Raw genomic sequence first — 21334 nt, 5'->3', positions numbered from 1 at the left:
CACCCCGCTACGCACCCCGAAACCGGAAGAGCCAGTAAAGGCACCATTTGCGGGCGGGTTTCAGAGAAATCCCAGGTCAATGAATTAGTGTAAGCGCATAAGGTGCCAGTTAAAAGGTGTCTTTAGGGGACGTGAAGGTACGCGAGCCGGTGGGCAGTGGTGAGGCAAGGGGATCCGCAGGCGTGGTGAACTCCCAGTCGGCATCAGGGTCGAGTGCCGGCGGGATGGCGGGATTGTTTGGGTCGACCGGCAGCGGCGGGACCACAGGTGCGAAGAGCTCGGCAGACTGAGCCGGGGCAGCAGGGTCTTCGGGGGCGAGGGGAAGGTCCACTGCGATGCGGCCCGCAGCAGCATAAGCCCGAGCGACCAGGGAAGCACCTGATTGGGAGGCGGCCGCGAATGCGGTGGCCAGCGCTGGGGTATCGGAGAGCTCCGCGCACGGGCCGAGGACGAGGTTGTCGTGGGTGGCGAGGACGGTGTCGTCGAGAAGCGCAAGCGTCACGAAGAGCTGTTCGGTTCCCATCTCGCGCAGCTGATGTGTAGTGAGCTCTCCCTCCGCGACACGAACGAGAGCGCCGTGCCCACCGCTGAGCAGGGCAGTACCCGCTGGCTGATTGTTCGCGGGAATCATCCACGGGTCGAGCCCCAGAGCAACGGCCACCTCCACCTCACCGTCCACGATCTCGACGGTCGCATGTGTTGCTGCATTCATCGCCGCTGTGCGCAGCCGGTTCAGCGCTGGATACTCAGCGGACTCTTCGTCATCGAGCGCACCGAGAAAACCGAAATCCGAGCGGACGCGCCAGCCACCCGTAGTGGGGTCGGGGAGCAAGGAAACGTCGACGAGCGCAGGCTGCTGCGCCAACCCCGGAATGCTCAACGCGGTAGAAAAGTTGACGTGCTCAAGAATCGCGACGTGCTCGACACCAAAATAGGACGGAGCCAGCGGATACAGCACCATGGTTGCGACAGTCACCTCGTGAGTCAGATGGGAAGCGATGGACTCCTTCCAAGCTTACGCAGAGGCCGGGTTAGACACGCTATAGTTTCCCACTATGGACTTAGCTACCATTGCCTTCGCTTTCAGCCTTGTGCTGCTGTCGGGCTTGTCGACGTCCATCGGAGGCGCCCTGGCCGTCGGAAAGCGGGAGCCAGGCCCGAAGTTCATGGCCACTGCTTTGGGGCTGTCTGCGGGCGTAATGCTCTACGTCTCCTTCATGGAAATCCTGCCGGAGGCCCTGAAGAAGCTAGAAAGCACCCTCGGGGACGAAGCTCGCGCCACCTGGACGATGATGGCGGCATTCTTCGCGGGTATTGCGATCATTGCCATCATTGACCGCCTTGTGCCCGAGGAGATTAACCCGCACGAGCCGGCCACCACCGAGGAGGACGCGCGGCGCAAACGGCTGATGAAGACCGGCATCTTTACCGCCTTCGCGCTGGCCATCCACAACTTCCCGGAAGGCTTTGCCACGTTTCTCTCAGGCCTCGAAGCCCCGGAGATCGCTATCCCCGTCGCCGTGGCGATCGCCACCACAATATCCCCGAAGGTATTGCGGTCGCAGTGCCCCTGCGCAGCGCGACGGGCTCACGCAAGAAAGCCTTCTGGTGGGCCACGCTATCTGGCTTGGCAGAGCCCCTCGGCGCTCTCATTGGCTTCGCGCTGCTGATGCCATTTATCGGGCCGATGACTTTCGGCATCAGCTTTGCCGTCATCGCCGGCATCATGGTGTTCATCTCCTTGGATGAGCTTTTGCCCACGGCGGAGGAGACCGGGGAACACCACTGTGCCATCTACGGACTGATCGCCGGGATGGCGGTCATGGCCGTCTCCCTCGCGCTGTTTATCTAAGGTCTATTTCACGCGCTCGGCGGTGGCCTTGACCGCCATGATGATGGTGACGATAACGGCGCCCAGAATAAAGCCGCACAACATCGACAAGCCGGTGTCCGCCAACCAGGCGAGGGCACCGTTGTTGATGCTCTCGGTCACGTGGTGGATAAAGCCATAAGGCTGTTCGGCGCCGAATTCGCTCAGACCCTTGACCACAATGTGGCCGCCGACCCACAGCATGGCGGCGGTGCCGATGATGCCGATGATATTGAGCACAATCGGCATGCCCTTCACCAAGGCGGCGCCCAGGGTGGAGTCACCATCGTGACGCTTGAGCAGGGCGACGCCGATGTCATCCATCTTGACTAGCAGCCCGACGGCGCCATAGACGCCCAACGTGAGGAGGACACCAACGGTGACCAAGGCGCCGAGGCGCAGCCAGAAGGGCTGATCAATGACCTCGTTGAGGGAGATCACCATGATCTCGGCGGAGAGGATGAGGTCGGTGGTGATAGCGGATTTCACCAGGGAGTCCTCGGCATCGGGGCCCTTTTCTTCCACGGTCTGTTCGTCCTTATCACCGCGGTGAAGGACAGCATGGAAGATCTTCTCTGCGCCCTCGAAGCACAGGTAAGCACCACCGCACATGAGGATAGGGGTGAGCGCCCACGGCGCGATCCACGAGAGGATGAGCGCAATCGGCAGGATGATGACGAGCTTGTTGATGAGCGAGCCCTTGGTGATGCGCCAAATCATGGGCAGCTCACGCTGCGGCTTGACGTCCTGGACATATTGGGGCGTGACAGCGGCGTCGTCGACAACGACCCCGGCGGCTTTCACCGAAGTCTTTCCGGCCAATGCTGCCACGTCGTCGACGCTGGAGGCAGCGGAGCGGGCGATCAGGGCGACGTCGTCAAGCAGGGCAAAGAGACCACCGGCCATGGCTCACATCCTTTTAAGGTGGGGGAGAAGTACTCACCCTAGGTTACTCGGCGGGAACGAGCTCCACATTTTCTGCCCAAGTAAGGTCCATTCCCAGCGTGCGCAACCAATTCATGGCGTCATCGCCGTAGCGCGTGATGCCTTCGACGGCGGTCAGGGTCCGCTCCATGGCGCGCTCGGCTTCCTCGGCATTGATGAGGCCGTTGGAGGTGGCGGCGGCTAGCTCGTCAATATCGAGTACATCGACTGGCTCGCCAGAGGTGGAGACCAAGTCGACGTAGAGATCGCGGGTGGTCCACACGTCCCCGTCAATATCGATATCGGCAACGTCGATGTAGAAGTCCTGGTGCACATCGACGCCCTCGCGGAAGTGGAAGATGTTGGCGCGCAAGCCAAGGTCCGGCAGCAGCCAAGACTCGAGGTAGCCGAAGCGCGGGTGATTAGCGCCGCGGGCCATGTAGAGGCCAAAGTCGGTGACCCGGTAGGTGTCTACCTCGCGCTCGAAACCTTTCGGGTCGACGTTGATGTTGTCGGTGGTATTAAAGGTTTCTTGCTTGACTGGGTGCAGGTCTGTGCTCATTAGTTCACCTCGAGGTAAGCCGCGGTAGGTGGGAAGGAACACGAGGATTCAGCAGTGTTGACTGCGCCGGAAAGGACCGCCACGACGGTACCCTTGCCAGTCGTGGCACGGCCCGAGACCGTGGTTGGCCCATCGGTGTTGATGCCATTGTTGAACAGGGGAGTAGTGCCAAACTGGAAGGTGTCCAGGTTGAACCACTGAACGCGCATGGCGCCCTGCTCTTCCGCGGCGGTCGGGGTGCCCAGCGCGGTGAAGAGGAAGACGGTTTCGCCTTCACCTGCACCTGGGGCCGGCATATCGGTCGGGCCAGGCACAGCGATGGCGGAACCCACCGAATCGCCCTGCCCGCCGATGCACTGCGCGGAGACCGTGGGCCAGTAGAACTGGCGGAAGCCGGGGTTATTTCCCTCCGGCATGGCAACGCCGCCTTCGCCGCCTTCACCGGCGGTGAAATTAAGGGCGGTGAGGATGGCGCTGCGGGCTTCCTGCGGGATCCATGGCTGTGCCGCGAAAGCACGAACGCGATCCTGCGTCTCCGGGGTGGGACGGCCGAGGCTGTCCAACGGGTTGCTGCTCTGTGGGATATTCACGAGCGAGGAGAGGTCGGGGGCGCCGGCGTTTGCGGGCGTGATGCTGAGTAGGCCCATCATCACGGCAGCAGTGAGTCCGGCGACGCCACGACGGGCGGAGCGGGAAGAGTGCTGTTCGGAAAAGGCCATGGAAAATCCTTGTGTGTGGGTGGGGGCGTGACGGCAGAAACTAAATCACATGCGTCACAATAGTATCTGCTGCCACAATATTCACTTTTTTGATGTAGTCAACTCTCAATAGAGGACTACTGTGCGGTATGTCGGGTGTTGATATCAATTCGTTACATCCCGCAGCGCTCTGCGGGATCCTGCGCGATGCTGCACATCAAAGAGCTAGAGAGTATATTTAAGGGCCGTTCACATCGCTAACGCATCATGCTTTAAGGAGCACCCCACACGTGAGTAATACTGAGTTCCGTAACGTAGCCATCGTCGCGCACGTTGACCACGGTAAAACCACCCTCGTCAACGGCATGCTGGAGCAGTCCGGCGCTTTCGGCGACCATGGCGAACACTCGGATCGCGTCATGGACTCCAATGATCAGGAGCGCGAGCGCGGCATCACCATTCTGGCGAAGAACACCGCCATCCACCGCAAGGGCCTGGGCAAGGACGGCGGGGATCTCATCATCAACGTCATCGACACCCCGGGCCACGCCGACTTCGGCGGCGAGGTGGAGCGCGGTATCTCGATGGTCGACGGCGTCGTGCTGCTTGTCGACGCCTCCGAAGGCCCCCTCCCACAGACCCGCTTCGTGCTTACCAAGGCGCTGGAGGCGAAGCTGCCGGTCATCATTTGCGTGAATAAGACCGACCGCCCGGATGCCCGAATCGATGAGGTCGTTACCGAGGCCCAGGACCTGCTGCTGGAAATCGCCGCCGGCCTGGAAGATGAGGAAGCAGCAGCTGCTGCCGAGGAACTGCTGGATCTGCCGGTCCTCTACACCTCCGGCCGTGAGGGCAAGGCCTCAACCGAAAACCCGGGCAATGGCAACGTCCCGAACGCTGATGATCTGCAGGCGCTTTTCGACGTCATCTATGACGTCCTCCCTGAGCCCTCCGCCAAGGTCGACGCCCCGCTGCAGGCGCACGTGACCAACCTGGACTCCGATGACTTCCTCGGCCGTATCGCCCTGCTGCGTATCTACTCAGGCACCATCAAGAAGGGCCAGCAGGTGGCCTGGATACATTATGACGAGGAAGGGGAGATGCACACCAAGACCGTCAAGGTGGCAGAGCTCCTGCGCACCGTCGGCTTCCAGCGCCAGCCGGATACCGAGGCTATCGCCGGTGACATCGTGGCCATCTCCGGTATCTCCGACATCATGATTGGTGACACCATTGCGGACGTCGAGCACCCAGAGCCGCTGCCGCGCATCAAGGTCGACGAGCCGGCTATTTCCATGACCATCGGCGTCAACACCTCCCCGATGGCAGGCCAGGGCGGCGGCGATAAGCTCACTGCCCGCATGGTCAAGGCTCGCTTGGACCAGGAGCTCATCGGTAACGTCTCCCTCAAGGTGCTGCCGACAGAGCGCCCGGATGCTTGGGAGGTTCAGGGCCGCGGCGAGATGGCCTTGTCCGTGCTCATCGAGAACATGCGCCGTGAGGGTTTCGAGTTGACCGTCGGCAAGCCGCAGGTGGTCACCCAGGTCATCGACGGAAAGACGATGGAGCCGTACGAGATGCTCACCATCGATTCCCCCTCCGAGCACCAGGGCGCTATTACCCAGTTGCTGGCCACCCGCAAGGGCCAAATGCAGTCCATGGATGTCCGCGAGGGCGACTGGGTCCGCATGGTTTTCCGCGTCCCCGCCCGCGGCCTTATCGGCTTCCGCACTCAGTTCATGACGGAGACTCGCGGCTCTGGTATCGCCAACTCCATCTCCGATGGTCTCGATGTTTGGGCTGGCGATATCAAGGCACGCCCGACGGGCTCGCTGGTGGCCGACCGTTCCGGCCAGATCACCGCCTACGCTCTGCAGCAGTTGGCGGACCGTGGTGACTTCTTCGTGGAGCCGGGCATGGAGGCCTACGAAGGCATGGTTGTCGGCGCCAATAACCGTGATGAGGATATGGATATCAACATCACCAAGGAAAAGAAGCTGACCAACATGCGCTCCGCTACCGCGGATGCCACCGTCACCCTCGCCAAGGCTCGGACCCTGTCCTTGGAAGAGGCGCTGGAGTTCTGTGGCACCGACGAGTGCGTCGAGGTCGGCCCGAACGTCCTGCGCGTGCGCAAGGTCGAGCTGTCCTCCACCGAACGCAAGCGTGCGGCCGCCCGCGCTAAGCAGCTCAACAAGTAACCACTGGGGATGCGTGGGGCGTCGTCAAGCGCCGCCCCAGGGTGGTAAAGAAGTACTTTCCGGAATTTGAGGTTGTGTGGAGTGGACCGTTTCCTGCCTCGGCTCGGCGTTATCCTCGCAGCCGCCCTGCTGACGGCCTGCCAGGCTAACCCTGGCCCGCCGCCGGTGGTGGACGAGGATGATCGCAGCGCCACTCCAACGAATTCCAGCACCACCGCCCCGCCACCTGAGGCAGCGCCCGAAGAGGACCTTCTGCCGAAGCGCAGCACCGTGGCCATCGGGGTTGACCCGCTGCGCGGCGGCCTCAACCCGCACCTCGTGGCAAATAATTCTGAGCTGGTCAACCAGATTGCGGAGCTAGTGCTGCCCTCTGCGTTCCACGGCACCGAGATGGACACGGATGTCCTGGAATCTGCCGAGGAGATCGAAGCCCCCGAAGGCGTTGCGATGCGTGTGCGCTATACCATCGCCGCGCCATCCCAATGGTCTGATGGCACGCCGATCAGTGGTTCCGACTTTAACTATTTGTGGTCCCAGATAACTCGCACCCCGGGGGCTAAGAATGTTTCTGGCTATCGGGCGATCTCGGCTGTGCGGACCTCCGGCAATGGGCGGGTGGTGACCGTGGACTTCGACCACCGCGTCGAAGACTGGCACAAACTTTTTGCCCATCTTTTGCCCTCCCACCTTCTAGAAGACAGGGATTTCGCCTCAGTGCTGGCCGACGGGATCCCCGCCTCTGCTGGGCGTTACCTCGTGGAAAGCATGGACCGCGGGCGAGGAATCATCACGCTTAATCGCAATGACCGTTTCTGGGGAGAAAATCCCGCGAACATCGACGTCATCCAGCTGCGTGCGGTTCGCGATACCGCGCAAGCGGTGAATATGTTGCGCTCGCGGCAGATCGGTTTTGCTGATTTCACCCCGCAACAGACCACCCTGGAGAGCCTGAGCCTGCTCAGCAATGTCAATACCGGTGTGGTGACACGGCAACGCCAGCTCCGCTTGGAAATGTCCACTGCGGAGGGCGCTCTCAACGAGCAGCCCCAGCGCCGCGCATTGGCTTCGCTTCTCGATACCGACCAGATTGCCCGCTTGGCCACCGGCCGTGCCTCAGAGCTGGAGCCTGGGAACAACCCCTTTGACAGTAACGCGGAGCTCGCCCCACTGCGGGAGCGGGCGGGACGCAAGCCCGTGCGCATCGGTGTGGATCCTCAAAATCCCACGGCCTTGGCGGCAGCCACCACCATTGTGGACGTGCTGCAAGCCAAGGCTATTGACGCGGAGGTCGTCACCGAACGCCTGACTACAATTACCTCGGATCTGCTTCCGGCGGGCAAGGTTGATGCCGTGGTGGCGTGGGATGAGAACGGCAGGGATGCGATAACCTTGGCCAATTACTTCGTGTGCGCAACGCCGACGCGCCCAGCGGCAACGCTGTCGGGATTCTGCCCAGAAAATTCCGCAGAGTCAGCCCTTGACATTCTTTCAGGCGAACTGGATTCCGAGGCCGCCGAAGAGCGGGTAGAGCACCTCAACAAGGAAGAAGTGCTCTTCATCCCGCTGCTCAATGAGGTGCGAGTCCACGCTTTGGGCAAGGGTATTGTTGGCCCCGGACAAAGCATTAAGGACTGGGATTCCGGTCTGATTAGCGCACCGCAGTGGAGGAAAGACGATGATTAAGGATCTCGCGGGCTACCGCGTCGTGGCTGTTCACGCTCACCCGGATGATGAGGTGCTCTTTACCGGCGGCACGCTGGCGGACTTGTCCGCGCGCGGCGCGCAGGTCACCGTGATTACCGCGACGCTGGGTGAGGAAGGCGAGATCATCGGCGAGCCTTACCAAGGCCTGGCAGAAACCGATCAGCTGGGAGGTTTCCGTGCTTGGGAGCTCAAGCACGCGCTCGACGCGTTAGGGGTCGAGGGCATTCAGCTGGGCGGATTTGGGCACTTCCGTGATTCCGGGATGGAAGGCTCGCCCTCTCACGAGAATCCGCGGGCCCTGGTGAACCGTGTGGACGAGGCCGCAGATTTATTGCGTAGCCACCTTGCTGCGCTGCGACCACACGCGGTGTTGACTTATGGTCCGGACGGCGGCTACGGGCACCCCGACCATATCGCCGTACACAAGGCCGTGCATGCGGCTGCCGAGCCGGAGCAGCGGATCTGGTGGGCCGTCTTCGAGCGCACCGCGCACTATCGCGGCCTCGAGGCTGTCACACCTCCCGAGGGCTGGAGCCTGCCGGATAAGGAGTACCTGGACAACTTCACCAACGCTGGCTGCGATATCACTTACGAGCTCACTGACGCGGCTCTCAGCGCCAAGCGTGCGGCGATGCTGGCCCACGCCACGCAGATCTGGCTTGCCGACGGCTCCCTCACCACCGTCAACCCGCACGCCGCCCAGGCAGGGCTCAAGGATCCCGCGGAGGTTCCCGCAGCCTATGCCTTGTCAAACTTGCTCACCATGCCTCTGCTGCGTCAAGAGTTCTACCAATTGGGACAGGGTGAACCACAGGATTCATTGCTGGGGGAGAAATGAACGAGCGCGCCATTCGCACTGATTTCTCCCGCGGCGAGCAGGTAGGGGGCCTAGTGTGGCTCGTCTTAGGCGCACTCTGCTCGCTGACTCTCGAGGTGGTTTATCTCACTGCTCGTCTGCCGTGGCCCGGCGAGTCCGGGATGGCCTTTCCCATCACCATCCTCATTGCATTCTGGTTCAACGGAGTGTTGACTCGCACAGCCCGCCTGTGGAGTGAGAATCCCTACATCGCCGGTGTGCCCGGGCTGGCGTGGGTGGGAGGATTTCTCGCGTTCATGCTGGGAGCCGCCATCGGTGACGGTAGCCTGCTGCCCAATAATATTCTCAGCCTGCTGCTGTTCGCCGCGGGAATCGCGGGTAGCGTTTGGCCATTTTTCGCCTCGGAGTAGCATACTGTTAGTCGTAGAAAACCCGTGACACACAGGAGTTTAAACACCTTATGACTTACACCATCGCGCAGCCTTGCGTCGACGTGATGGACCGCGGCTGCGTTGAAGAGTGCCCGGTCGACTGCATCTACGAGGGCAAGCGCATGCTCTACATCCACCCGGACGAGTGCGTGGACTGCGGCGCCTGCGAGCCGGCTTGCCCGGTGGAGGCCATCTTCTACGAGGATGATGTCCCGGATGAGTGGCTGGATTACAACGACGCCAACGCCGCCTTCTTCGATGACCTCGGCTCCCCGGGCGGTGCAGCTGCACTCGGCCCGCAGGACTTTGACGTGCCGATGATCTCTGCGCTCCCGCCCCAGAACCAGGAGTAGAACATGAGCCGCACGCCGCTTGGACACACACTCCCGGATTTTCCGTGGAACTCGCTCGCCGGCGCCAAGGAGAAGGCCCAGGCGCACCCAGACGGGATCGTTGACCTATCAGTTGGCAACCCCGTTGATCCGGTCGCCCCTGGCGTGCAGTTAGCACTGTCCGCAGCGGCCGAGGCTCCCGGTTACCCACAGACCCAGGGCACCCCGGAGCTGCGGGAGGCCATCGCGAAGGCGCTGCAGCGCCGCTACAACATGAATGTGGACGCGGTGCTGCCGGTCATCGGCACCAAGGAGGCTATCGCCTGGCTGCCCACTTTGCTGGGCATGCGTGGCGAGACCGTAGCTTTCCCGACGGTGGCCTATCCCACCTATGAAGTCGGTGCGCTCTTGGCCGGCGCCAAGCCCCTGCGTGCGGACGATGACTTCGAAGACGCCTCGCTGGTGTTCATCAACTCGCCGTCGAACCCGACGGGCAAGGTGTTGGGCGTCGAGAAGCTGCGTGAGATCGTCGCTTGGGCGCGCGAGAACAATGCCATCGTGGCCTCAGATGAGTGCTACATGGGCTTGGGCTGGGATGATGAGAACCCGCCGGTGTCCATCCTGGATCCGCGCGTGACCGATGGGGACAATACGGGGCTTATCGCCATGCATTCGCTGTCCAAGAGCGCGAACATGGCGTCCTACCGCGCGGGCTTCTTCGCGGGCGATGCCAAGCTCATCGCGGAGCTATTGGAGCTGCGCAAGCACGCAGGGCTCATCGTGCCGGGCCCCATTCAGGCGGCCATGGTTGCCGCGCTTGACGACGACCCCTCCGAAGCCCTCCAGCGCCAGCGCTACGCCGCGCGCCGTGTAGAACTCATGCGCGCACTGACCGGCGCGGGCTTTAGAATCGAGCACTCCGAGGCTGGGCTCTACCTGTGGGCAACCCGTGGTGAGAACTGCCGCGAGACCGTTGACTGGCTGGCCGAGCGCGGCATCCTCGTGGCGCCGGGTGATTTCTACGGCCCAGCGGGCGAGCAGTACGTACGCATCGGCCTGAACGGCACCGATGAGCGGATTGCCGCAGCCGTCGCGCGCTTGGCTGAGTAAGTGGTCTTTCGCCCGCCGGCGCGGGAGGGGATTAGCCCGCGCAAGGTGATGCTCACCGGCATCGTGCCCGCCACTCCTACCTATTGGGCAGGTGAGGCGGGCGATTCCGCGTTTTCGCCTGGTGCCCGCTTAGAACCTGGCACTGTGCTTCCCGGTCCAACGCTGGCGTGGTATCACCCTCCGGCGCCTGCCGAAGAACCTATTCCCTTTGACTATCGCGTGGTGTATGAGGATGGGGACCTGATAGTCGTCGACAAGCCGCACTTTTTGCCTACGACGTCGAATGGGCGCATCGTGCGCGAGACCCTCCAGACCCGCCTGCGCGTGGACTATGGGGAGGACTCTATTGTGCCGCTGCACCGGCTGGACCGATTGACATCGGGGTTGGTGCTGTGTTCGCGTAATTCGCGCACGCGCGCTGCGTACCAGCAGCTTTTTCAGGAGCGGGCGGTGGTGAAGCACTACCGTGCTCGGGTGGCCGCGCCCTTCTCCTTCGACGGCACGGTGCGGCTGGGCATGCGGCGGGTGCGGGGCGAGCGCCAGGTCCGCGTGGATCCTTCCGGCACGCCTACAGTGACTCGGGTGCGCGTTCGGGGAACGGTGGCCGATGTCTGGCCGCTGACCGGGCACACCCACCAGATTCGCGTGGTGCTCAATCACCTGGGCCATCCGATCGTGGGGGATGATACCTATCCGGTGGATCGCGGGTTGTCCCTCTATGACTTTTCAACGCCGCTGCAGCTTTCCCACATTGCGATGAGCTTTAAGGACCCGCTTTCGGGCGAGAAGCGTGAGTTTAAGCTGTGAGATTGGGCGCTATTGCGGCGCGCATTTTAGTTTGCGCTGAGCGACGGACTAAACTTGTACGAAGTTTTATTCATCATAATTGAGCATTTTGTACGAAGGGCGTGTCCATGGCGGATCTGAGCTTTGCTCGCTTTGCCTCGAATCTTGGCCAGTTCATCAAGTTTGGTCTGGTCGGCGGCTCGGGCGCGTTGGTCAACATCGCGACCTCTATCGTGGCTGCGAAATGCGGTTTGGCCTGGTTTGGCGCTACACCGCATGACGCGATGTTCAATCTCTTCGGCACACAGTTCCACGTGCGCTGGTTCATGCTCTTTTCCACGATTGCCTTCCTCGTGGCGAATACCTGGAATTACCAGCTCAACCGCATGTGGACGTTCAAGTCCGTCAACAAGGTGTCCTGGCTACGTGGCTTTTTCCCGTTCCTCATCACGGGTATTGGCGCCTACCTGGTCACGCTCGCGGTGCAGTACCTGCTGATGAATCCGACCTCGCCGCTGCAGTTGCCGCCGCATATTTTCGATGACTCGACGGGCTTCCGCACGATGTACTACTGGGCCAATGCCATTTCTATCGTGGTAGCCATGCCCATCAATTTCATCTTCAATAAGCTGTGGACCTTCCGTTCGAAGCCCAAGGCACCGGTCGTGGTCCACGAGACCGCGCCGGCTTAATTTCGGCCCTTCGCCCCGCCTGTCCTTCCGCACGGCACCTGCCCCGCGCCTGCCTTTCACGCTCACCAGCGATGGCCGGCGGGGCTTTTTACATGCTGCGGTGAGCGGGAAGGAGGCGTCGGCAAGCACTGCCCCCTTCGCGCTCACAGAGAGCGCGGCGTCAAAGCGCTCCAGCGCTCTGGTGAGCGTTTAAGACAGGAATCGGAAGCCCGCCCTTTGCGCTCACCGACGTCTAATAGATTCGCTAGATCCCGCTCACGGTGATCGCGAAGGGAGATGGCAGCGGTTTAGCGAGGCAGGGGCGCATTCTTTGCGGGGGCGGGCAGTATCGGCTTGAACTACCCTTGACGCTCACCGGCGCCTGTAAAAAGCAAGACCCGCCGTCCGCGGTGAGCGCGAAGGGCGGGATGAATGAGGATAGGCCGGGCAGTGCGGTCTAATCGTCGAGCTCGGCGTCGAGGCGGGCTTGGTCGCGTTGGTGCTGGCGGCGTCGGAGGAATGGTGTGAAGATGATGGCGGCGGTCACGCCAGCCCCAGCGCCAATCAAGTAGGAGGTGGAGTCCGGTGCGTAAGCGTTATGGGCAATTCCGGCGAACATCACAATGAGCGGGATGAGGGAGACGGTAATCGCAGACCAATTACGGCCAACAGATGGGGTGGCGACTCGCTTGCGCAGCCACGCCGTGCCGAAGAGATTGCCGATGATAGACGGCGCGATGGCGAGGAAGCACAGCATGCTCATCTTCCCAGGTAGAACCCAAGCGAGGATGGCTGCGGTGACGAGCTCGAGGAACTGTGCAGGCGGCGCAGAGATGGCGTAGGCCTTGTAGAAAGTCTCGCGCTCGAATTCGTCGCGGGAAGCGCGGTCGATCTCGCGGAGCGTGTAGTTGGCAATGGCGTTAATCATGTTGTTCATCTCCAAAGACTTCTTCGACGGTTTTTCCTAGTTCGCGGCAGATGTCTAGCGCTAGGTAGACAGAGGGCGAGTAGTTGCCGCGTTCGATATTGGCGATAGTTTGGCGGGATACGCCGGCTCGTTCGGCGAGTTCGGCTTGGGACATCTCGAGCCAGCGCCGCCATTTGCGGACCATATTGTGATGCTCGGCCATGTGGCTTCCTTTACAGTATGTTGTGCTTGCGCGACCAAGTGTAAAGAATGCTTGTCATAAATTCAAGAGTTACATACACAAGTGCCATGTCCAATAGGGTTGCGTCACCACAGCCGGCAACGTCGGATTCCGTCCTTTGAGCTGCTCAAGCATGGTTTTGATGAGTAGAACGGCGTCGTCGAGGTGGTAGCGGATATCGTCAGCAGTAAAGCGCAAAACCGTATACCCATGAGCTACTGCTGCGTTCTGTTTCGAGCGATCTGCCTGAAACGCACGACTATGTTTGTGGTGCTCCCAGCCGTCGACCTCCACGATGAGTTTGCCAATCTTCAGGTCAAAGCGGTAGCCCGCAATGAGCGCGTTGTGCTCAGGAAAGATTCCGTCTGCGCTAAGGCCTCGACTGAGCTGGCGCTCCGGCACGCTGTCCGTACCGATGGGCGTGCGGCGTATCGTCTCTTTCAAACGCCGAGGGACCCGACGCATTCTCCGCCGGTCATTGTCCAAACGCTCAGGGCCAGTCTTGCCGCGATAATATTCTTCCAGCAGTTGTCTGCAGTTAGCGGCCATACGACGAGCTGCCCACAGCACCTGAACAACAGGCAGGCCATTTACCTTTGCAGTAGCCGCCAGGCGTGAATGTGTCACCCGAAAATTCTTGCCCTTGAGCGTGCGCGGACCTTCGGCTTCCAGTGGAAAGGTCATCTTCCTCCCCAAGTGAATCTCCTGCGCGGTCTTGCCCGTGAAATGTATTCGACTGAGCCCGTGCACCAGAGCCCGCGCCACAGCTAGCGGCGACCACTCGTCGCTATAAATCCCACGGTGCACGCGAAAGAGCGTCCCCGCGCGAAGCTTCCGCCTGATTGCCTCCTTGCTCAAGCCTTGCTCGCGAAGCTCCGCGGTCGTCCATGCCTTCATGACGCTCAAGGTATGCAGTGCTTAACGACGCGTCGAGGGTCAATTTCCCGCCTGTGGATAACTCAGCCCCGAGACGTTGATTTCGGCGGTAAAGGTTGTCGTGTCTGCAATTTAGGTAGTCTTACTTCCCTTAAAACCTCTTCGCGCTCACAGGCAGCCTTGGACAGGCTGCCCGATCGATGTCGGTGAGCGCGAAGGATCGGGAGGGGCATTGGATATGACGGCTTCGGGGCCGCGTACCCTTCGCGCTCACGAGGAGGCCTCGGCCGTTGTGCTAGCCATCGTTGGTGAGCGCGAAGGGGTGGAGCTGCGGTGTGAAGGCGCGTGCTTAGGGGATTATTCACGCGCTATGCCCTTCGCGGCCACGGGGGAGCGGGGAAGCAGCGCGACGTCGTGCGCCGGTGAGCGCGAAGGGAAGGAGGGGCCGGTAGTGAGGCGCAGCGCGAGGGGGAGAGGGGCGGTGCGAAGGGTGTGGGCCGGCTAGCGGGCCTCGAGCTCCTCGGCCGTGGGCAGGGGCAGGCGAGACGTCGGGGCGATACCGCGGACCTTGGCGTTGATGACACCTGCAACTGCGAGTACCGCGAACATGGTGGCGGCGGAGAAGAGTTGGATGCGGGCTGAGGCGTCGCTAAGCATGAGCGCCGCGATGGCTGCGAAGAGAGCTAACGCGAACCACGTGAGGTACGGGTAGGCCCACATTCGCACCGGCAGTGGGTGGATGGCCTCGAGCTGGGGGCGCAGGCGCAACTGGCTCACCGCGATGAACACCCACACGATAAGCAGCGAGGCTCCAGCGGCATTGAGCATGAAGGACAGCAGCCACCCGGTATCCGCATAGTTCAGGATGACCATCACCGCGGAAAGAATGACAGACAGCGCGATGGCCGCAGTCGGGACGCCGCGGCGGTCGGTGGTGGCGAAGAGCTTGGGCGCCTCACCGCGGGAGGCCAGCGAGTGCATCATGCGCGAAGAAGCGTAAATCTGCGCGTTGAAAGCGGAAAGCAGTGCGAGAACGATGACTACTTCCATGATGGCTGCCGCGCCTGGGATTCCCGCGCGGTCCAAGACCATGGTGAACGGCGACTCGGCGGCCGACTGCGCGGAGCCGAGCGAGGAATAGGGCAGGAGGAAGGTGATGACGAGGACAGAGCCCAGGTAGAACACCGAAATGCGGGTAATTGTAGTGCGCACGGCGTTGACGAGGGATTTCTCGGGATCCTCGGATTCCGCCGCAGCGATGGCGACGACCTCGATGCCACCGAAGGCGAAAGCTACGGCGAGCAGACCAGCGGCCACACCACCGAGCCCGTTGGGCATGAAGCCATCGGTAAGGAAAACAGATGTGCCGATGAAGGTATGGCCGGGAAGCAGTCCGAAAATCAATAGTGCGCCGATAATGAGGAAAGCAATGATGACGGCAACCTTAATGAAGGCGAACCAGTACTCGAACTCGCCGAACAAGCGCACGCGCAGCAGGTTGATGGTTCCGAAAAGAGCCACGCAGATGGCAGCGGGGATCCAGGGCGGGCAGTTAAACCACGCGCCGATGAATCCGGCGGCGCCGGTGATTTCCGCGCCAAGGACAGCGACGGTGGCGAGCCAGTAAATCCAGCCTTGCGTAAAGCCTGCCCAGCGGCCGATGCCGTGCTCCGCGTATTCGGAAAAGGAGCCGGATGCGGGGATGACCGTGCCCATCTCACCGAGCATCTGCATGACTAGGATGGCAAGGAAACCAGCGATGAGATAAGCCAAAAGGACCGCGGGGCCGGCGGCAGAAATGCCTACACCGGTGCCTAAGAAAAGGCCAGCACCAATGGTGGAGCCCAGCCCCATCATGGTCAGGTGGCGGACCTTCAAGCCGCTGCCGAGTGAGCGAGAGGAGGAATCGTTTTGAGCAGTCACCTTTAGCATTCTAGGCCGCGGCTGTCGGCGGTAGGGCATCGAGGGGTGCCCGTGGCGCAGGGACGTGGGCGAGGGAATGAATCTGGGATCACGAAAGGCCCCCGCAGAAACGGGGGCCTCAAGCAGCAGCGCTTAGTTCTTGTGCAGATCCTCGTTGAGAGCCACAGCCTCAGACTTCCAATCGACGGCCTCGACGGCGCCGGTCACGGAGTTGCGGCGCAGCAGCACGCCGGAAACACCAGAGAGCTTGGAACCCTTGATGGTGTCGCCCTCAGACAGGCCTAGGGCCGCCGCGATCTTGCCAAAGACGGCAATCTTGGTGCCGGCGGTGACGTAGAGGCCGGCTTCGACGACGGCGTCGTCGCCAAGCGAAATGCCCACGCCGGAGTTCGCGCCGAGCAGGCAGCGCTCACCGATGGAGATGACCTCCTTGCCGCCACCGGACAGGGTGCCCATGATGGAGGCGCCGCCGCCGATATCGGAGCCATCGCCCACGACGACGCCTGCGGAAATACGGCCCTCGACCATGGAGGCGCCCAGGGTGCCGGCGTTGAAGTTGACGAAGCCCTCGTGCATCACGGTCGTGCCCTCAGCCAAGTGGGCGCCTAGGCGAACGCGGTCCGCGTCACCAATGCGCACGCCGGAGGGGACAACGTAGTCCACCATGCGCGGGAACTTATCGACGGAGTAGACCACGACCGGGCCGCGGGAAGCGAGGCGGCCGCGGACCATCTGGAAATCGGCAACCGCGCAGGGGCCGTAGTTGGTCCACACGACGTTGGCCAGCTTGCCGAAGATCCCGTCTACGTTCAGGCCGTGAGGCTTGACTGCGCGGTGGGAGAGCAGGTGCAGGCGCAGGTAAGCGTCGTAGGTGTCGGCGGGAGCCTCGTCCAGATCCTTGATAGAGGTCTCCACCGCGATGCGGGCGACGCCGCGCTCCTCGTCGGGGCCCACCAGGTCAGCGAACTGCTGCGGAACCTCCTCCAAGCGCTCGGTGCCGCTGGCTTCTACAGAGATATCGGTGTGAACTGCGGGGAACCAGACGTCCAGGACGGTGCCGTCGTGGGTAATGGTTGCCAGGCCGCGTGCGGATGCTGAAGTCATAGGCTCACACCCTAGCAGTTACGCGTCCGCCGCGCGCCTTGAGTTACCCGGGAGTAGGTGGAATATCACAACCAGGGCCACGGTCAGGACGAGGACGGCGAGGACTTGGTTGCGGGCGGAGGGATCGAAAAGCATGAGAATTGTAAGACCCACCAGCGCCAGGGCGGTGATCCATGGCAGCCACGGGAAGCACGGAACACGCAGCGTAGTGAGGTCTCCATTGGCCTTCATCTGAGGGTGCAGCTTGATGTAGGAAGCCACGATGAAGCACCAGATGATCAGCAAACAACCGCCCACCGCGTTGAAGAGGAAGGCCAGAAGCCCCGGCGGGTTCCAGTACTGCAGAGCTACCGATGCAAAGGCGAAGACGATGGAGAGCACCACCGCATAAATGGGGGAGCCGGACGCGTTGGTCTTCAAAAAGACGTGGTGCGCGCTGTGGTCCTTAGCCATGTCATAGACCAAGCGGGAGGTGGCGTAGATCTGCGCGTTGAAGGCGGAGAGTAGCGCCAGGGCAATGATCGCCTCCATGAATCCCGCGGCGAAGGGGATTTTCGCGGCCGCAAGGACCAACGTGAAGGGCGAGTCCGCGGCCACATCGGCGTCCTGGATAGAGCTGAAAGGCAAGGCCATGGTGATGACCAGGATGGAGCCGATGTAGAAGACCATGATGCGCACGATGATGGCGCGCACGGCAGTGGCCACGTTGTGTGCGGGGTCTTCGGACTCAGCTGCGGCAATGGTGACCAGTTCGATGCCACCGAATGCGAAAGCCACGGCGAGCAGGCCGGCAGCAAAGCCGGGGCCGCCATTGGGGAGGAAGTTCTCCGTAAAGTTGTGGCCCGCCACCGAGAGATCCATACCCGGCAGGATGCCCAGTGCCATGAGCACGCCGATGCCGAGGAAGGCCACGATGGTGGCAACCTTGATGATGGCGAACCAGAACTCGAATTCGCCGAAGCCGCCCACGGCGGCAAAGTTGACGATGGCGAAGAGAATTACGGCCACCAATGCTGGAATCCAGGGGTCTACCCCGAACCAGTTGGAGACGATTGCCGCGGCACCAGTAATCTCTGCGCCCATCACCATGACCAGCATGAACCAGTAAATCCAGCCCAGCGTGAACCGCGCCCACGGCCCGAAAGCCTGGCCCGCATAAGTGGAGAAAGCACCCAACGAAGGGCGGGCGGCGGCCATCTCACCGAGCATCCACATCACCAAGGCGATGAGCACACCAGCCACCGCATAGGAAATAAGGACGGAAGTGCCGGAGACCTGGATGCCCAGGCCGACGCCCAGGAAGAGGCCCGCGCCCACCGCGGAGCCGAGCCCCATCATGGTGAGGTGGCGGGTTTTGAGGTGAGTGGCCGCAGCCATAGGGAAATCACCTTCAACGCTGTTGATTGTTTGCAACGGGAAGTACTTTACGCAATGCACTAAGCAACCGGGGGCGCTAGCATGGCGGGTTGTGACTTTAAATCTCTTCTCCGATCCCATTGAGCTGACCAAGGCCTTGGTGGATATCCCCAGCCCTTCACACCACGAGCAAGCGATCGCCGATGCGGTCGAAGAGGCTCTGCGTGGTCTGGACCAGAGCAAAGTAGAGGTGGAACGCTACGGTAACACCGTCTGTGCCCGGACGAATCGGGGCTTTAAAAGCCGCGTGGTCCTCGCCGGCCACATCGATACCGTGCCCTTAGCCGATAACGTGCCCCACACCATGTCGGAGGATGGCAGCATCATGTATGGCTGCGGCACCGTTGACATGAAGTCCGGCATGGCGGTCTACCTCAACGCTTTTGCGCAGCTGTACGACTCCGATGAGCTCAAGCACGATCTCACGGTTATTGCCTATGAGGGCGAGGAGGTCGCCACCGAATTCAACGGTCTGGGCCACCTGCAAAAGGATCACCCGGAGTGGCTGCAGGGAGACCTAGCGCTGCTGGGTGAGCCTTCCGGCGCCATGATCGAAGCCGGCTGCCAGGGCACCATCCGCGTGCGCGTGACCGCCCACGGCACCCGCGCGCACTCAGCCCGCGCCTGGCTCGGCTCCAATGCCGCGCACACCTTGGCACCGGTGATGCTCAACGTGGCCAACTACCAGCCCCGCGACGTTGAGATTGACGGCTGCACCTACAAGGAAGGCCTCAACATCGTCCACCTCGAATCGGGTGTGGCCACCAATACCATCCCGGATGAGGCCTGGATGTTCGTCAACTTCCGGTTTGCCCCTGACCGCAGCTCCGAGGAGGCGCTGGCGCACCTGATGGAGGTCCTCGGCGAGCACGAGAACATCACCGTGGAGGTCGATGACATCGCGGGTGCGGCCTTGCCCGGTTTGGGCCAGCCGGCGGCACGCGCGCTTGTCGACGCCGTCGGCGGCAACGTCCGCGCCAAGTATGGTTGGACCGATGTGGCCCGTTTCTCCGAGATGGGGACCCCAGCCGTCAATTTCGGCGCCGGGGATCCGGGCTTTGCCCACAAGAAGGACGAGCAAGTGCCCGTCGTTCAGATCACCGAAGTCTCGACCGCACTCTTGAATTACCTGAAGGGATAAGACCACTATGACGCCTGAGCAACTGCGCACTCTGCGCGGACCTCTTCTCGTGCGCACTGCTGGAGAGCAGTCCTCCACCTTTGACCAGCGCCTGCTGCAGTCCGGTGCGGATCATGAGTGGCAGCACGCCGATCCCTGGCGCGTCCTGCGCATTCAGGGCGAGTTCGTGGACGGCTTTGATGCGCTGGCCAAGCTGCCCAAGGCCGTGACCGTCTTCGGCTCTGCGCGCACCCCGGAGGATGATCCGAATTACCAGCTGGGCGTGGCTTTGGGCCGCCGCCTAGTAGAGGCCAAGTACGCCGTTATCACCGGCGGTGGCCCCGGCATCATGGAGGCGGCCAACCGCGGCGCGCATGAGGCCGGCGGGCTGTCTGTGGGCTTGGGCATCGAGCTGCCGCACGAACAGGGCCTGAACCCCTACGTGGATCTGGGTCTTAACTTCCGCTACTTCTTCGCCCGCAAGACCATGTTCCTCAAGTACTCCCAGGCCTTCATCTGCCTACCGGGTGGCATGGGCACCATGGATGAATTCTTCGAGGTCATGTGTATGGTCCAAACCGGCAAGGTGACCAACTATCCCATCGTGCTCATGGGCACCGAATATTGGTCCGGTCTGGTGGAGTGGATGAAGAAAACCTTGGCCGAGGGCGGGTTCATCAACCCTGAAGACCTCGATCTCTTCTTGATCACCGACGATATCGACGAAGCCGTCGCCCACATCTTGGCCGCGCACAAGGTGATGTCGGACAAGCGCTTGCGGGAGCAAGAAAAGAAGTGACCCAAGCGTACAACCTCGCGCGGGTCATGGCGATTGTGAACCGCACACCCGACTCCTTCTACGACAAGGGCGCCACCTTCGAGCTCGACCCCGCCATCCAGCGCGCTGAGCAGGCGCTTGACGACGGCGCCTCCATCATCGACATCGGCGGAGTCAAGGCCGGCCCGGGTGAGCACGTCGACGCGGCCGAGGAGATCGAGCGCGTCGTGCCCACCATCGCGGAGCTGCACTGCCGCCGCCCGGAGGCGCTGATTTCCGTGGATACGTGGCGCGCTGAGGTAGCAGAAGCGGCTATCGCCGCCGGTGCTGGTCTGGTCAACGACACGTGGGCCGGCTGGGACCCTGAGCTCATCGAGGTGGCTGGCCACCACAAGGTGGGCTACGTGTGCTCGCACACCGGTGGCGTGACCCCACGCACCCGCCCGCATCGTGTGCACTTCGACGATGTGGTCGCCGATGTCATCACCGAGACCACGCGGCTAGCTGAGCGCGCCGCCGACCTCGGCTGTCCGGAGGAGTTGACGTTCATCGACCCCACACACGATTTTGGCAAAAACACATTCCACGGTTTGGAGTTGTTGCGGCGCATAGAGGAGATCGTGGCAACGGGCTGGCCGGTGCTCATGGCCTTGTCGAACAAGGACTTTGTGGGTGAGACCCTCGACCGCGCCGTGGACCAGCGCGTCGCGGGCACACTGGCGGCAACGGCGTGGTCGGCGGCACGGGGCGTCGCGGCATTCCGGGTCCATGAGGTGGCCCCGACACTCGATGTCATTCGGATGACCGCCGCCATCCAGGGCCAGATGGCGCCCTTGGCGACGACCCGGGGGCTAGCCTAAGCC

Annotated in this window: 21 protein-coding genes and 1 pseudogene; 12 read left to right on the top strand and 10 right to left on the bottom strand. The window is 62.0% G+C overall.

Going from position 1 to position 21334, the window contains the following annotated elements; all coding sequences use genetic code 11:
* Positions 1-109: 109 nt before the first annotated feature.
* Positions 110-976, bottom strand: a complete 867-nt coding sequence (locus HMPREF3147_RS00205; RefSeq protein ID WP_246815664.1) for a hypothetical protein — start codon at positions 974-976, stop codon at positions 110-112.
* 79 nt (positions 977-1055) lie between these two features.
* Between HMPREF3147_RS00205 and zupT the strand changes: the two are divergent.
* Positions 1056-1852, top strand: a pseudogene (gene zupT / locus HMPREF3147_RS00200) (zinc transporter ZupT).
* A gap of 3 nt (positions 1853-1855) precedes the next feature.
* Here zupT and HMPREF3147_RS00195 read toward each other — a convergent pair.
* The 3 genes from HMPREF3147_RS00195 to HMPREF3147_RS00185 are packed head-to-tail and all read right to left on the bottom strand — an operon-like array spanning position 1856 to position 4075.
* The gene (locus HMPREF3147_RS00195) at positions 1856-2776 is read right to left on the bottom strand and encodes a DUF808 domain-containing protein (protein WP_070443204.1); all 921 of its coding nucleotides are present in this window, start codon (positions 2774-2776) and stop codon (positions 1856-1858) included.
* Between the two features lie 43 nt (positions 2777-2819).
* The gene (locus HMPREF3147_RS00190) at positions 2820-3356 is read right to left on the bottom strand and encodes a ribonuclease FAU-1 family protein (RefSeq protein ID WP_070443202.1); all 537 of its coding nucleotides are present in this window, start codon (positions 3354-3356) and stop codon (positions 2820-2822) included.
* On the bottom strand, positions 3356-4075 hold the full coding sequence (locus HMPREF3147_RS00185) for an Rv1157c family protein (protein WP_070443200.1): 720 nt from the start codon (positions 4073-4075) through the stop codon (positions 3356-3358). Before HMPREF3147_RS00185 ends, HMPREF3147_RS00190 begins: the two co-directional genes overlap by 1 nt.
* A gap of 269 nt (positions 4076-4344) precedes the next feature.
* Between HMPREF3147_RS00185 and typA the strand changes: the two genes are divergently transcribed.
* The 8 genes from typA to HMPREF3147_RS00145 all read left to right on the top strand — a co-directional run bounded on the left by typA (position 4345) and on the right by HMPREF3147_RS00145 (position 12127).
* Complete coding sequence (typA, locus tag HMPREF3147_RS00180) at positions 4345-6255, top strand: translational GTPase TypA (RefSeq protein ID WP_070443198.1); 1911 nt, start codon at positions 4345-4347, stop codon at positions 6253-6255.
* Between the two features lie 81 nt (positions 6256-6336).
* Positions 6337-7938: an ABC transporter family substrate-binding protein gene (locus tag HMPREF3147_RS00175; RefSeq protein ID WP_070443196.1), complete on the top strand. Its 1602-nt coding sequence runs from the start codon at positions 6337-6339 to the stop codon at positions 7936-7938.
* A complete protein-coding gene (locus tag HMPREF3147_RS00170) occupies positions 7934-8797 on the top strand; it encodes a PIG-L family deacetylase (protein WP_070443208.1) in 864 nt (287 codons plus the stop codon). The genes HMPREF3147_RS00175 and HMPREF3147_RS00170 overlap by 5 nt, the downstream gene beginning before the upstream one ends.
* Positions 8794-9186: a hypothetical protein gene (locus HMPREF3147_RS00165; RefSeq protein WP_070443195.1), complete on the top strand. Its 393-nt coding sequence runs from the start codon at positions 8794-8796 to the stop codon at positions 9184-9186. The genes HMPREF3147_RS00170 and HMPREF3147_RS00165 overlap by 4 nt, the downstream gene beginning before the upstream one ends.
* A gap of 50 nt (positions 9187-9236) precedes the next feature.
* On the top strand, positions 9237-9560 hold the full coding sequence (gene fdxA, locus HMPREF3147_RS00160) for a ferredoxin (RefSeq protein WP_070443193.1): 324 nt from the start codon (positions 9237-9239) through the stop codon (positions 9558-9560).
* Between the two features lie 3 nt (positions 9561-9563).
* Positions 9564-10649, top strand: coding sequence for a succinyldiaminopimelate transaminase (dapC, locus tag HMPREF3147_RS00155; RefSeq protein WP_070443191.1), 1086 nt, complete (start codon positions 9564-9566; stop codon positions 10647-10649).
* Positions 10650-11456, top strand: a complete 807-nt coding sequence (locus HMPREF3147_RS00150) for a pseudouridine synthase (protein ID WP_070443189.1) — start codon at positions 10650-10652, stop codon at positions 11454-11456.
* A gap of 107 nt (positions 11457-11563) precedes the next feature.
* Entirely contained in the window at positions 11564-12127 is a 564-nt protein-coding gene (locus tag HMPREF3147_RS00145; RefSeq protein WP_070443187.1) for a GtrA family protein, read from the top strand.
* A gap of 436 nt (positions 12128-12563) precedes the next feature.
* Here HMPREF3147_RS00145 and HMPREF3147_RS00135 read toward each other — a convergent pair whose 3' ends face one another.
* From HMPREF3147_RS00135 to HMPREF3147_RS00105, 6 genes are all read right to left on the bottom strand, one after another.
* Positions 12564-13043 (bottom strand): transcriptional regulator, encoded by a 480-nt coding sequence (locus HMPREF3147_RS00135; protein WP_246815662.1) that lies wholly within the window; start codon positions 13041-13043, stop codon positions 12564-12566.
* Positions 13027-13236 (bottom strand): helix-turn-helix transcriptional regulator, encoded by a 210-nt coding sequence (locus HMPREF3147_RS12890; protein WP_070443181.1) that lies wholly within the window; start codon positions 13234-13236, stop codon positions 13027-13029. Before HMPREF3147_RS12890 ends, HMPREF3147_RS00135 begins: the two co-directional genes overlap by 17 nt.
* Positions 13237-13305: 69 nt before the next feature.
* Positions 13306-14151, bottom strand: coding sequence for a type IV toxin-antitoxin system AbiEi family antitoxin domain-containing protein (locus HMPREF3147_RS00125; protein ID WP_070443179.1), 846 nt, complete (start codon positions 14149-14151; stop codon positions 13306-13308).
* 480 nt (positions 14152-14631) lie between these two features.
* On the bottom strand, positions 14632-16062 hold the full coding sequence (locus tag HMPREF3147_RS00115; protein ID WP_070443175.1) for an amino acid permease: 1431 nt from the start codon (positions 16060-16062) through the stop codon (positions 14632-14634).
* Between the two features lie 123 nt (positions 16063-16185).
* Positions 16186-17157, bottom strand: a complete 972-nt coding sequence (gene dapD, locus HMPREF3147_RS00110; protein WP_070443173.1) for a 2,3,4,5-tetrahydropyridine-2,6-dicarboxylate N-succinyltransferase — start codon at positions 17155-17157, stop codon at positions 16186-16188.
* 18 nt (positions 17158-17175) lie between these two features.
* Complete coding sequence (locus tag HMPREF3147_RS00105; RefSeq protein WP_070443171.1) at positions 17176-18534, bottom strand: amino acid permease; 1359 nt, start codon at positions 18532-18534, stop codon at positions 17176-17178.
* 91 nt (positions 18535-18625) lie between these two features.
* Here HMPREF3147_RS00105 and dapE point away from each other — a divergent pair, with 91 nt between their 5' ends.
* The 3 genes from dapE to folP are packed head-to-tail and all read left to right on the top strand — an operon-like array spanning position 18626 to position 21331.
* Complete coding sequence (gene dapE, locus HMPREF3147_RS00100) at positions 18626-19714, top strand: succinyl-diaminopimelate desuccinylase (protein ID WP_070443169.1); 1089 nt, start codon at positions 18626-18628, stop codon at positions 19712-19714.
* A gap of 7 nt (positions 19715-19721) precedes the next feature.
* The gene (locus HMPREF3147_RS00095) at positions 19722-20492 is read left to right on the top strand and encodes an LOG family protein (RefSeq protein WP_070443168.1); all 771 of its coding nucleotides are present in this window, start codon (positions 19722-19724) and stop codon (positions 20490-20492) included.
* A 26-nt stretch (positions 20493-20518) separates the two neighbouring features.
* Entirely contained in the window at positions 20519-21331 is an 813-nt protein-coding gene (folP, locus tag HMPREF3147_RS00090; RefSeq protein ID WP_168166683.1) for a dihydropteroate synthase, read from the top strand.
* Positions 21332-21334: the final 3 nt, after the last annotated feature.

This window comes from Corynebacterium sp. HMSC05D03 (genome assembly GCF_001807205.1).
GTDB lineage: Bacteria > Actinomycetota > Actinomycetes > Mycobacteriales > Mycobacteriaceae > Corynebacterium > Corynebacterium aurimucosum.
The sequence above is the reverse complement of the archived record's forward strand: the minus strand, read 5'-3'. Positions and strand labels throughout refer to the sequence as shown.